12 protein-coding genes and 1 pseudogene are annotated in these 13,245 nt (G+C 33.0%); 8 read left to right on the top strand and 5 right to left on the bottom strand.

The window, feature by feature from the left end; all coding sequences use genetic code 11:
• The first annotated feature begins 75 nt into the window (after nt 1-75).
• Nucleotides 76-1,011: a DUF6268 family outer membrane beta-barrel protein gene (locus BOW55_RS03050; RefSeq protein WP_129022922.1), complete on the top strand. Its 936-nt coding sequence runs from the start codon at nt 76-78 to the stop codon at nt 1,009-1,011.
• A 2-nt stretch (nt 1,012-1,013) separates the two neighbouring features.
• Here the strand turns inward: BOW55_RS03050 and BOW55_RS03045 are convergent, their stop codons facing one another.
• From BOW55_RS03045 to BOW55_RS03030, 4 genes are all read right to left on the bottom strand, one after another.
• Nucleotides 1,014-1,727, bottom strand: coding sequence for a LytTR family DNA-binding domain-containing protein (locus tag BOW55_RS03045; protein ID WP_206733583.1), 714 nt, complete (start codon nt 1,725-1,727; stop codon nt 1,014-1,016).
• Between the two features lie 214 nt (nt 1,728-1,941).
• The gene (locus BOW55_RS03040) at nt 1,942-2,991 is read right to left on the bottom strand and encodes a sensor histidine kinase (protein ID WP_164974995.1); all 1,050 of its coding nucleotides are present in this window, start codon (nt 2,989-2,991) and stop codon (nt 1,942-1,944) included.
• Between the two features lie 115 nt (nt 2,992-3,106).
• Entirely contained in the window at nt 3,107-3,706 is a 600-nt protein-coding gene (locus BOW55_RS03035) for a porin family protein (RefSeq protein ID WP_129022921.1), read from the bottom strand.
• Between the two features lie 222 nt (nt 3,707-3,928).
• Nucleotides 3,929-4,807 carry a PPK2 family polyphosphate kinase gene (locus BOW55_RS03030; protein WP_129022920.1) on the bottom strand — a complete coding sequence of 293 codons (879 nt, stop codon included), beginning with the start codon at nt 4,805-4,807 and terminating at the stop codon, nt 3,929-3,931.
• Nucleotides 4,808-4,893: 86 nt separating this feature from the next.
• Between BOW55_RS03030 and BOW55_RS03025 the strand changes: the two genes are divergently transcribed.
• The 7 genes from BOW55_RS03025 to BOW55_RS02995 all read left to right on the top strand — a co-directional run bounded on the left by BOW55_RS03025 (nt 4,894) and on the right by BOW55_RS02995 (nt 11,645).
• Entirely contained in the window at nt 4,894-5,730 is an 837-nt protein-coding gene (locus BOW55_RS03025; RefSeq protein WP_129022919.1) for a hypothetical protein, read from the top strand.
• A gap of 211 nt (nt 5,731-5,941) precedes the next feature.
• Nucleotides 5,942-6,442, top strand: coding sequence for an RNA polymerase sigma factor (locus BOW55_RS03020; protein ID WP_089053088.1), 501 nt, complete (start codon nt 5,942-5,944; stop codon nt 6,440-6,442).
• 2 nt (nt 6,443-6,444) lie between these two features.
• Nucleotides 6,445-7,413, top strand: a complete 969-nt coding sequence (locus BOW55_RS03015) for a hypothetical protein (RefSeq protein WP_129022918.1) — start codon at nt 6,445-6,447, stop codon at nt 7,411-7,413.
• A 71-nt stretch (nt 7,414-7,484) separates the two neighbouring features.
• Nucleotides 7,485-9,608 (top strand): VWA domain-containing protein, encoded by a 2,124-nt coding sequence (locus tag BOW55_RS03010; protein WP_129022917.1) that lies wholly within the window; start codon nt 7,485-7,487, stop codon nt 9,606-9,608.
• Between the two features lie 58 nt (nt 9,609-9,666).
• Nucleotides 9,667-10,254, top strand: a complete 588-nt coding sequence (locus tag BOW55_RS03005; RefSeq protein WP_129022916.1) for an LURP-one-related/scramblase family protein — start codon at nt 9,667-9,669, stop codon at nt 10,252-10,254.
• 113 nt (nt 10,255-10,367) lie between these two features.
• Complete coding sequence (locus BOW55_RS03000) at nt 10,368-11,084, top strand: 3-ketoacyl-ACP reductase (RefSeq protein WP_129022915.1); 717 nt, start codon at nt 10,368-10,370, stop codon at nt 11,082-11,084.
• 195 nt (nt 11,085-11,279) lie between these two features.
• The gene (locus BOW55_RS02995; RefSeq protein ID WP_241686455.1) at nt 11,280-11,645 is read left to right on the top strand and encodes a hypothetical protein; all 366 of its coding nucleotides are present in this window, start codon (nt 11,280-11,282) and stop codon (nt 11,643-11,645) included.
• Between the two features lie 112 nt (nt 11,646-11,757).
• On the opposite strand, the pseudogene mtaB reads toward BOW55_RS02995, so the two are convergent.
• Nucleotides 11,758-13,080 (bottom strand): annotated as a pseudogene (mtaB, locus tag BOW55_RS02990) (tRNA (N(6)-L-threonylcarbamoyladenosine(37)-C(2))-methylthiotransferase MtaB); the annotation flags it as partial.
• Between the last annotated feature and the right edge of the window lie 165 nt (nt 13,081-13,245).

Genomic DNA, 13,245 nt, shown 5'->3' with positions numbered 1-13,245 from the left:
AGAGAAGTGTCATTAGTCAAATGATTTTTTAGGATTGATTTAGAAGGCGGTAATTCGCAAAAAATTAATCAAATCATGAACAAGACAGTTTTTTATCTATCACAAGTTTTACTTTTTTTATTGCTTTCTGTTGCCACAAGGGCGCAATCTGGAATCTCAGGAGAATTTAAAGTCGATTATGTTCCCTTTTCTAAATATGTTCGACCAATGGACAGCACCAAAACAAATGCTGAAAGTAATTTTAAGCGCGCTCAAATCGCATTTGAAGTTCCATTATCTTTAAAAATGGATCAATACAATCATCCAAGGCTGTGGTCTATTTTTGTTAATGGAAGTTATGCTCGAATGGAGAATAAAAATTATGAAATTCAATCTCTGCCACCAGAATTTCAAGGAGGATTTCCAGATGAAATGCTTAATACACAAATTGGTATTAAACATTTACGCTCTCTTTCACCCTCTTGGTCTTTATTGAAAATGTTGTCCGTTGGTGTTTATACCGATATGGTCGAAATTAATAAAGATGATGTCTTGATACAAGGTGGCGTTCTTTTTATCAAACAATTCAATCCTAATTTGGCTTTTGGTATGGGACCCGTTTTAACCAATAGTTTTGGTGTTCCGATGGTTCTGCCAGGAATTTACTTTAATTGGGAATCTAGAGGAGCTTTACATTTTAAAGTTGCGTTTCCAGAAGGTTTAGAGTTGGGTTACAGAATGTCTGACAATTTTGATTTGAAAGCCGTTGCAGAAATAAGCGGAATGACCGCCGAAACAAGGGTTGGAAATAAATCGATGTTATTAGGATATCAGCAAATTATTGCAGGATTGCGACCTCAGGTAAAACTAGGAAAACATTGGACACTAGAACCTACAGCGGGAAGCACTATTGTTCGAAATTTCTCGACCAACAGCCGAAAAATTAAAGACATTTTTAAAGAAAAAGACATAGCCGATCCAAGATTCACAACTACTTTTTATGGAGCTGTGGCTTTAAAATGGAAATTCTAATGCTATCGGCTTAATAAGTTTTTATACACTACCTCTTTCAACAATGCTTCACGGCGTGTTCTTGAAATAGGTAGTTCTTGTCCTTTTATAAACAATCGTCCGCCAGAAACCGAATCTATGTGGGTGATATTTACTAAAAAAGATTTATGAATTCTAAAGAAAAACTCTGCAGGAAGCGTTTCTTCTAATGAAATCATGGTTTGATGAATTACCAGCACTTTATCTTTAAAATGAAGTTTTGCATAATTCTGCATTCCTTCAATATACAAAATATCAACCCAAGAAATTTTCTGAAATCCTTCTTCCTGGCGTACATATAAAAACGGATCCAAGCGATTTTGCTTTGGAGATTGAATCATTTGATACCATTGTTTTGCTTTTAGCGAAGCCTGATAAAAACGCTGAAATGTAATTGGTTTCAATAAATAATCAACCACTTGCAAACGATATCCATCTAAAGCATATTCTGAATATGCTGTCGTAAAAATCACTAAAGGCGGATTATCTAATGCTTCCAGAAACTCTAATCCGGTAAGGTAAGGCATATTGATATCTAAAAACATCAAATCGATTTGCTTCTCCTGAAGATAAGAAGTTGCTTCTAATGCCGAAGCGCAAGTGCCTGCAACTTCTAGAAAATCAATTTTAGAAATAAAGTCTACGATTCCGTTTCTTGCGATAGGTTCATCGTCTATAACGAGGCATTTCATGTTCATAGTTTTTTTAATTTTGGTGTTTTTTTGTTTCCCGCAGATTTAGCAGATTTTTTTTGAAATCCTTTTAATCTGATAATCTGTGGCAAAAAATTTAACCGCAAAGAGCACAAAGCAATATGTTAAGATTCTACAGATTAAAAATTCGTGCTAATTCGTGCAATTCGTGGCAAAAATAAAATCTTTTTAATCCTTATAATCTATGGCAAAAGTAAAATCATTTTAAATCTAAAGTCACTGTAACCGTAAAATCAGAATCGGTTTTATTGATATTAAATTGATGTTTTTCTGGATACTGGATTGACAGTCTTTTCTTGACGTTTTCAAGCCCTAAACCTTGATTTTTAGACGGTATTTTATATTGTTCTGTATATGAATTTTCGATTCTAAAATTCAATTGATCGTTTATCTGTTCGCATGATAAATGAACATAACCTTTTTGGTTTGGAAGCCGGGAAACATGTTTAAAAGCATTCTCTATTAAAGGAACCAAAAGTAATGGCACAATTTGAAGCTGCCCGTCTTCTATATTCCATTTGCTTTTTACTTCTAATTCATTCCCCCATCGAGTTTCTTCAACGGCAATTAAATCTTTCAAGTATTTAATCTCGAGATGCAGCGGCACATATTCTTTGTTGCATTCATACAATTGATAGCGCAAAATATCCGAAAACTGAACCAATAAAACAGACGCCAATTTTACATTACTCTGCATTAGAATATGAATATGATTCAGGATATTAAACATCAAATGCGGATTAATCTGATCTTGCAATATTTTGATTTGAGCTTCAAGATGTATTTGCTGCAATTGCGCGTGATTTCTTTCGATGACATTATGTTCCTGATAAAATCGAAGTCCGCAAGCAGTACCACAAATTAAAATCGCTGATGGAATATTGCCGTAAAATCGTGTCCACAAAAAATGAAGAGAATCCACATCTGCTTCTTTAGGATATATTTTGCTTCTCAAAACTGAATCTGAAAAAACAATATAAATCAATGACAGACAAAATGCCAAAAGCAGTACGACAATAACGCTTTGTACTGCAAACCAGTTCATTTTATTTTGTTTTAGTGCTTTGGGCAATATAACATCACTCAAAATATGAGCTAAAATGGCAGAACAAACCAAAACCAAAACAGCCTGAATCGTAGCCGTCAAAAAATCGTAATCTTCGATCATCTGCGCCCAGATCGTCATACCTAATAAGCTCCAAAAAAAGACCAAAAATATCCAATGCCTATTTTTATAATTTGTAACCATCTAAATAATTTATAAGAAAATTTATATTCAAAATTAACTCGATATTTTTTAAACAAACAGCAAAGAACCAAAAAGATTCTTTGCTGTATATAGAGTTGCGTGATAAAAAGTGAAGTTACAAGAAAAAATATCCAACTCCCACATTAAACGAATTTGGTTTAGAGCTGAAATCTTTACTCACATTATTTAATCCGCCTTGATACGTTAAATCAATAGTAAATTTCCAAACCTCAACTCCTGCCCCAACCTGATATCCAATATTCGATTTATCAAATTTCTTATACGAATCTTTTAACTGATTCAATGACGAAAAATTTTCATCTAAAACATAAGAATAAACCCCGCCTCCAAATACTCTGACATTCAAAGTCGCAAGATCAATTACTTTGTAACCAATAAGCAAAGGCAATTCAAGACTTTTCCATTTTGCATTTTTAGCCCCTGTTGAAGTCGTTCTTTCGATTTCTGAAGATTTCTCGCTATACAATATTTCATTCTGAATATAGAATCTCTTAAAATCAAATCGCGCCATAGCTCCTCCAAAATAACCAACGGCATATTTTGATTTATATCCATCTGAAACTGGAAGCTCCGAATAATTAGATCCGCCCTTAATTCCAATATGAATAGGGAAAGGAGATTGTGCATTAATCTTAGAAGAAACTAATCCGAAAATAAAAACTGTCGTCAACAATAATAATTTGTACATGTTCATGATAATAATGTTTATAATTTGATGCAAAGGAGCACAAACCTAAATCACTATTAAAATTAGTTTGATGAACTACATTAGTGTTTTGACAAACGGATTAAATAATTATTATCTAGCTGTCTTAACTAAACTATTCTTGTTTAAAATGTGACTTCAAAAAATAAACCCAACAAGTTTTTAAAGACCTATCGGGTTCATTATTAAAAAAATGATCTAATTATCTAATTAATCATTTTCTAATGCTTTTTTATACATTTCAAAATTAGCTTTTATTTTATCGTCTAATTCGGGTTCTTTAATATCAGTATGTTTTTGCATTTCTTCCCAAATAATTTTTGCCACAATATAGCGTGCCATTTCCTTATCGTCAGCAGGAATTACGTACCACGGCGCATAATCTGTAGAGGTTTGATTTATTGCCTCTTCATAGTATTGCTGATATTCTGTCCAATGTTCGCGTTCCTTCAAATCGCCTGGAGAAAATTTCCAATGGTGTTTCTCTTCTTCTAAGCGGCGTAATAAACGACTCTTTTGTTCGTCTTTACTTAAGTGCAAAAAGAATTTCATGACAATAGTTCCGTTTTGAGCAATATGCTTTTCAAAATTATTAATCTGCTCAATTCTATTTTCCCAAAATTTAGGCGTAATATCATCTATCGATTTTATATCTGGCAAATTCTCCGATAAAATATATTCGGGATGCACGCGCGTTACCAAAACATTCTCATAGTGGGTTCTATTAAAAATGGCAAACTTTCCTTTTTCAGGTAAAGCAATATAATGACGCCATAAATAATCATGTTCCAGCTCTGTTGAATTGGGAGTTTTAAAACTATGCACCACTACTCCACGCGGATTAAATTCTTTAAAAACTTCCCGAATCAAACTATCTTTGCCTGACGTATCCATTCCTTGAAGGCAAATTAAAACCGCATACTTATTATGAGCATACATTACGTCTTGCAAATCACTTAATTTCGCCTGAACCTTATCCAATTTCTCTTCCTTTTCATCGTCATCAGCATCAATATTTAACAAAGTAGGAAGTTTACTTAGTTTGATTTTATCCGTAACTTTAAAATCTTTCGGGTCTATTGATTTCATCTTTTTTAGTTTTTTGTATCATAAATATAGTAATTTTACGAAGCAAATTCTTGTTATTCATTGCAATACTTTTCAAAACAACATTAATGGAAAAATTTACATTAGAAATATTATTTCAAATTATAGGAATCGGTTCAGCATCAGGATTATTTTATAATAATGATGCCCTTTATGTAATTGGCGACAACAGCGGATTCTTATACGAATACAATATGCAGAATCAGAAATTAAACCAACACGCTTTAATTGACAATCCTACACAGAATATCCCGAAAAACTTAAAACCAGATTTTGAGTCGCTCACAAATCATAATGATACTTTGTATGTTTTTGGCTCAGGTTCTACTGAAAACAGAAACAAAATGATTGAGTTCGACCTTAAATCTAAAACTGTTTTACAAAAGAATAATTTGGTCGATTTATACGGTTTAATGCAAAATTTTGGGGAAATAAAACCCGAAGATTTCAATCTAGAAGGTTCTATTTTCGACGGCGAAAACTGGTATTTGTTTAATCGCGGCAATGGAGTTTCAAACAAAAACACCATTTTTACTATTCACGCCAAAAATCTTGGTGAAGAATTTGCTTTAATTTCGGTTAATTATAAACTTCCAAAAATAAAAGGTATTCGCTCCAGTTTTACTGATGCTATTTTAGTCGAAGACAAAATCTATTTTCTTTCTACAGTCGAAAATACCAAATCAACTTACGATGACGGGGAAATCTTAGGAAGTTTCATTGGCCGAATCGATCAGAAAACCATGAAAATAGATTTTACTCAAAAAATTACTTCAACTAATAAATTTGAAGGTTTAACTTTTTACAAAAAAGAAAACAATAAAATTGAATTCTTGCTTTGCGAAGATAATGATACAGAACTTTTAGAAACTAAAATTTATAAGTTGACGCTGCCAGTTAAATAAAAACTATTCGATTAAAATAATAATATGGAGATGCACTGTGGTGCGTCTCTACAATAAAACCTTTGAGCCTTTGTAGCTTTGTAACTTTGACCCTAAAAAAAATATTTTAATATTTTTTCACCCCTGTCCCAACCTTTTTATCTTTTTCTCTCTCTATATAAGAAAGACAACAATTGTGATAAACGAGACTCAAATAGCAAACTGTAAAAAAATGCATCGTGATGCCCAGCGTCAGGTGTACGAATACATGGCGCCAAAACTGTACCGCCTTTGCAAACGATATTTAAAAAAGGAAGAAGAAATCGAAGAAGCTTTAGCAGATTCTTTCTTTACCATTTTCACTAAACTGGATCAATTGAAAGAAGCCTATGCTTTTGAAGCTTGGGCAAGAAGAATAACGGTAAATCATTGCTTAGCGACCATTAGAAAAGAAACTAACTTCAATATGTATCTAGATGATGTTAAGTTGATTTCGCAGCCTTCAACAGATGAATTAACTACGTTGGAAGAAGAAGATTTACTTAATTTATTAAACCATATTCCAGACGGCTGCAAAACAGTATTTAACCTTTTTGTTATTGAAGGTTTTGCACACAAAGAAATAGCCGAAATGCTAAAGATCTCCGAGGGCACCTCAAAATCACAATTGAATGCCGCAAAGACCAAATTAAAAGAACTGGTTAATAAACTCTATTATCAAAAAGCAAAATAGTCATGGACAATCAAGATAAATTATTAGATAAAATAAAACAAGCTTCGCAAAATGCCGAGTTTAAAGACTTTCCCGGAATGGAAAAGGTCTGGTCGCGCGTTGAAGAAAAACTGGACAAAAAAGAGGATAAAAAAACAATCGCATTGTGGAAAAAAATTGCTGTTGCTGCTTCTCTTCTTTTATTGATTTCTTTAGGTTCCCAATTTTTTCTTTCAGATAAAAATACTGTAACTGAAGCTCCAAAAGTGGTGATTCAAGAAAAACAAAAATCTAAAGAACCTGTTTTAAATCAAGAAAACACAATTCCTGCTTCTGCTTCTGGGCTTATTTCAAATGAAGAAGCTGCTAAAATTTTAGAAAAACAAAATAAAGGACAAGAAGCTGTTGCCATTCATGAAGAAGCTGCTCCAAATGCACAATCAATAGTGCCTTTAGCAGATAAAATAGTTTATACAGAACCTGTTGGTTCAGGTCCTGCACTTGCTGCCCCAGTTCAGCAAAATTATGCTGAAGAACAAGATAATGCCGCATTTGCAAAAGAAGAAACAGTCTCAGCAGCTAGATACTCAAAAGCCAGAGAATCGGCTAAAGTCGCTTATGGTGCAAAACAATTTCAAAGTGCAAAAAAAAGCAAGCCTTTGGTTATTTTAAATGGAAATGCAATGGCTCATAGTGATGATGTCAAAAAAGACAAAATGATGCAGGATGAGCTTCCGAATCTAAATCCAGAAAACGTAGATTCTCTTGTAGTTCTTGATGAACCTTTGTACATCATCGATGGAATTTATTATTCAGAAAATGATTTATTTGGCAATAACCCAACAAGCCCATATGCGCCTTTAGACAAACAGGACATTAAAACAATAACCATTTTGCAAGACCTTGAAGCTACAGAAAAATATGGCGAAAAAGGTAAAAAAGGAGTTGTCATAATTACGACAAAAACAGGAAGACCTACTCCGAAAAAATAACTCTAAGCTTTGTCAAAGTCTGCAGCTTTGACAAAGCTAAATCCGAACATTAATTCTTAAAACTTACTATCATGAAAAGTCTAAAACTTATTTCATCAGCCATTGCTATGCTTATATGTTTCGTAACCATAGCACAACAAAGAACAATCACAGGAACAGTAACAGATGTAAATTCTACTCCGCTTCCCGGCGCTAACGTCTTTATTAAAAAATCAAAAACATCTGCTGTCACCAATTTTGACGGAAAATATACTATTAAAGCTGAGAAAGGAGACATTCTCGTTTTTAGTTTTATTGGAATGAATACTGAAAATGTTGTTGTAAAAAATTCGAATGTAATTAATGTTACATTGAAAGAAAGTGCTAACCAACTGCAAGAAGTTGTTACAACAGCTTATGCTTCTACAAAAAAGAAAATGACAACAGGATCCATAATGATGATTCGCGGTACGTCGGCAGGTGTTCCAATTCCATTAAATAGCCAATATCTCGCAGCTCCAAGTGTTGCTATGCGTGGAGTTGAATCAATTTCTCCTAAAAATGAACCTATGTACATTGTTGATGGAGTTCCTGTAAAAGCAGATCAAGTGGCAAAAATTAATCCGAATGATATTGATGAAGTGAAAGTTCTAAAAGACGAATCGGCTGCCTCTCTTTATGGCAGTAAAGCTGCAAATGGAGCCGTTGTAATTGTAACCAAAAATGAACTTTACAAAAATCTTTCGGAAAAAGAATTAGACAAAAAATTAAACATTATTAGACCAATTCCAGCTCAACCAACTCAGGAAGATTATGAAACTTTTGTTGAGAATACTTTTGAAAGCCCAAAAACGGCCCCGCTTTCTACCTTTTCTATTGATGTTGACAATGCTTCTTACACTAATATTAGACGTTTTTTGAACAATGGGCAAGAAGTTCCAAAAGATGCTGTACGTGTAGAAGAAATGGTAAACTTCTTTAAATACAATTATCCACAGCCAAAAGATCAGCATCCGTTTTCTATTAACACTGAAGTAAGCGACTCGCCTTGGAATTCAAAAAACAAAATTCTGAAAATTGGTTTGCAGGGAAAAAACATTCCAACCAATAATTTACCAGCTTCAAATCTTGTTTTCTTAATTGATGTTTCAGGATCGATGAGCGATATGAATAAACTGCCTTTATTAAAACAATCTTTAAAAATATTGGTAAATGAATTACGTGCAAAAGACAAAGTTGCAATTGTAGTTTATGCAGGCGCTGCAGGAATGGTTTTGAAACCAACTTCTGGAGATGAGAAAAAAACAATAATTGAGTCGCTTGATAAATTAGAAGCCGGAGGAAGTACTGCCGGCGGAGCAGGGATTGAACTTGCTTATAAAATTGCATCTGAGAATTTTATTAAAAATGGCAATAATCGCGTGATTCTAGCAACTGACGGTGATTTTAACGTGGGAAGTTCTTCTAATTCTGATATGGAAAAATTAATCGAAGAGAAAAGAAAAACTGGTGTTTTCTTAACTTGTCTGGGTTATGGAATGGGAAATTACAAAGACAGCAAAATGGAAATCTTAGCGGATAAAGGAAACGGAAATTATGCCTACATTGATAATATTCAGGAAGCCAATCGTTTTTTAGGAAAAGAATTTAAAGGTTCAATGTTTGCCATTGCTAAAGATGTAAAAATTCAAATCGAATTTAACCCAAAACAAGTTCAAGCGTATCGTTTGATTGGTTATGAAAATAGAAAACTTCGTCCAGAGGATTTTAAAAATGACGCTATTGATGCAGGAGAATTAGGAAGTAATCATACGGTTACAGCTTTGTATGAAATTATTCCAGCCGGCGTAAAAAGCGATTATTTAAATGTTCAGCCGGATGATCTAAAATACACTAAAACGGAAACTAATTCTGCTAATTACAACAGCGAACTGGCGACAATAAAATTCCGTTATAAAAAACCTGACGGCGATAAAAGTATAGAAATGGTTCAGGTTATTGATAACAAATCGATTGCTTTAGATAAAGCGAGCGATGATTTAAAATTCAGCTCAGCTGTGGCTTGGTTTGGATTGAAATTAAGAGATTCTAAATTGATTGCTGACAAATCATCAGAAGAAATCGTGAAATTAGCCAAACAAGGAATTTCAAATGACGGCGATGGTTATAAAGCTGAATTTATCCGTCTTGTAGAGACTTCAAAGCAGTATAATTAATAAATATTTTATTACATTTGGGTTCTAAAATCTAAACACTAATTTTTTTAAAAAACGTATGAACCCAATTTTAAGCCAAAATCTATTTTTAGTAAAAGAACATGTCGGAATGTTTAAAGCTGCTAATAATTATGATATTTACAATCCTGAAACGAATCAAATAACTATGAATTGCCGTGAGAACAATCTTGGTTTTTTCACAAAAATGCTGCGTTTCACAGATTATAAAAGAATGACTCCTTTTAATGTTGAAATTACAACGGCTTCTGGAGAAAAATTAATCTCAGTAAAACGAGGTATTGCAGTGTTTCGCTCAACAGTTGAAATTTTTGATGAGAAAGACAGATTAGTAGGAACCTTTAAACAAAAGTTCTTTTCTATTGGCGGGAAGTTTGAAATCATGGATAAAAATGAAAAATCTGTTGCGACATTACAAGGAAAATGGACGGGTTGGGACTTTAAATTTTCTCACGAAAACAAACAACTTGCTCAAGTAAGTAAAAAATGGGCTGGTTTAGGTAAAGAGTTTTTTACAAGTGCTGACAATTATGTGCTTCAAATTGAAGACAATGTAGCATCAGACAGTTCCCTTAGACAATTAATTCTTGCTGCCGTAATGTGTATAGACATGGTTTTGAAAGAATAACAAAGTTGTTAAACTTAGATTAAGAAAATACTTGAAAGCATCATTTTAGTTTACAAAAGCTTTATTTTTGTAAGACTTAAAATGATGCTTTCGGCATTTCTAAACAATAAATCATGACAAGCTTAAAAAATAAAAATGCTCTTATTACAGGAGCTGGAAAAGGAATTGGAAAAGCAATTGCAATTGCCTTGGCAAAAGAAGGTGTAAATGTAATTCTGGTTTCAAGAACTCAAGCAGATGTTGATCAATTGGCAGATGAAACGAATGATTTAGGGGTTAAATCTTTAGCTCTTTCTGCAGATGTATCGGACATTAAATCTATAAATAGTGCCGTTGAAAAAGCACTAACTGAGTTTAAACATATTGATATTTTAATCAACAGCGCAGGAATTGCTTCTTTTGGAAAATTCCTTGATCTAGAACCTGCTGCTTTTGAAAAAATCATTCAGGTAAATTTAATGGGAACTTATTATGCAACACGTGCCGTAATTCCAAACATGATCGAAAGACAAAGTGGAGATATTATCAATATTTCGTCAACAGCTGGTTTAAACGGTAATGCTCTAACAAGTGCATACAGTGCTTCTAAATTTGCAGTTTTAGGTTTAACGGATTCTTTAATGCAGGAAATGCGCAAACACAACATACGTGTTACTGCTTTAACTCCAAGCACTGTTGCGACAGACATGGCAAAAGATTTGAACTTAACTGATGGGAATCCTGAAAAGGTAATGCAGTCTGAAGATATTGCAGAATTAGTTGTTGCACAGTTAAAACTAAACCGCAGAGTATTTATAAAAAACAGCAGTATTTGGTCAACCAACCCTTAAAAATTAAACTCTATCCCGAAGCTATCGGGATGGAATTTTTAGAAAATATATGATGGAACAATATTTAAGACAATTAATAGCGATAGAATTTCAGGATAAAAAGAAATTTTTACAGGATTTCTTATTGACTATTCTGATGATTGGATTCTGCTCCGAAATAATCCAGTTGATTATATTTTGGATGGTTTTGTCATTTTGAAAAACAAAAATATCGAAGCTGTTCACAGAGATCAGGATTTGGCTTTTATAGAAAAAGTGATTCGCTTAAAAGGTTTAAAAACAAATGCCGAAGATATTATTCCGATTCGGGATTTGAATTCGATTTTAAATTTCATCAACAATAAACATGGTATTTTTCAGATCTCTAAAAAATCAGCAAAATCAGCTTATTTAGGAAAATTGATTTCTTTAAATGATGAAGAACTTATAATTGATTTCTTGGATACAAAAGGTCAATTTGGCGGAGAATTAAGTTTTAATCCAGAAAAAATCAGAGTTATTGAATTTGACACCGATTATATCAATTCTTTGAAATTGGTAATTCCTGAAAATCAGAAATAAGATGTTTTAAAACAACAAAGCCCTTTTTTATAAAGGGCTTTGTTGTTTTTTTATCATTTCGAATGAGGAGAAATGACAAACTATATGATAACTTCGGATTACTTTAAAAAATTTAAGCTTCGGCCAATTTATTTATAAACTCTAAACGAACGCTTCCGTCTTCATCAATTTTAGTTAAATTAATTTCCTGCAGCGTATTTACTAATTCAGGATTCCATGGTGTTTTTACTTTTACGTAATTCTCTGTAAAACCATGAATATAACCTTCTTTATTTTCTCCTTCAAAAAGCACTGTTCTGTTTGTTCCTAATTGGGTTTCGTAAAAGGCACGACGTTTTTTTACTGATAAACCTCTAAGCATTTTGCTTCTTTTTGCTCTTACATTTGCAGGAACAACTCCAGGCATATCTATAGCTTCTGTATTATCTCTTTCAGAATAGGTGAAGACGTGTAAATACGAAATATCCATTTCGTTTAAGAAATGATAGGTTTCTAAGAAATGCTCATCTGTTTCTCCTGGAAAACCAACAATTACATCAACTCCTATACAAGCATGAGGCATTACTTCACGAATTTTATTCACACGTTCAGTATACACTTCACGTAAATAACGGCGTTTCATTAATTTCAAGATATCATTGCTTCCTGATTGTAACGGAATATGGAAATGAGGCACAAAAGTGCGGCTTTTTGAAACAAATTCTATCGTTTCATTTTTCAACAAGTTTGGTTCGATGGATGAAATTCTTAAACGCTCGATACCTTCAACTTTATCTAAAGCCTGAACAAGTTCTAGAAAAGTATGTTCATGTTTTTTATTTCCAAACTCTCCTTTTCCGTAATCTCCAATATTAACTCCAGTTAAAACAATTTCTTTAATATTTTGAGCCGAGATTTCTTTGGCGTTCTGCAATACATTTTCTAAAGCATCACTTCTTGAAATTCCTCTTGCTAAAGGAATTGTACAATACGTACATTTATAATCGCAGCCGTCTTGCACTTTCAAGAAAGCTCGAGTACGATCTCCTATTGAATAACTTCCAACATAAAAATCAGCTTCAGCAATTTCGCATGAGTGAACTTCACCCATATCATTTTTGCTTAAGTCATGAATATAATCTGTAATCTTAAACTTTTCTGTAGCTCCAAGTACCAAATCAACTCCGTCAACATTTGCCAACTCTTCAGGTTTCAACTGCGCATAACATCCCACGGCTGCAACAAATGCCTTATCATTAAGTTTCATTGCTTTCTTTACTACCTGCTTAAACTGCTTATCGGCATTATCTGTTACAGAACAAGTATTGATTACATAAATGTCTGCTACATCTTCAAAATCGACGCGGTCGAATCCTTCGTCATTAAAATTTCTGGCAATTGTAGACGTTTCTGAAAAATTCAGTTTACATCCAAGCGTATAAAAAGCAACTTTTTTTCATTTTCCATGGGAACACACTACGTTTTAAGCAGTAAGATATTATATTTATATCTCTTTTAAAGAGTTTGCAAATTTACGTACAATATTTTTTAAAATAAAATCAATAATACACTATATATCAATATTTTGCATTAAACACCTATTTAAAATCGTCTTAATTAA

Origin of the sequence: Flavobacterium sp. YO12, from assembly GCF_004119495.1 — a bacterium.
Classification (GTDB): domain Bacteria; phylum Bacteroidota; class Bacteroidia; order Flavobacteriales; family Flavobacteriaceae; genus Flavobacterium.
The sequence above is the reverse complement of the archived record's forward strand: the minus strand, read 5'-3'. Positions and strand labels throughout refer to the sequence as shown.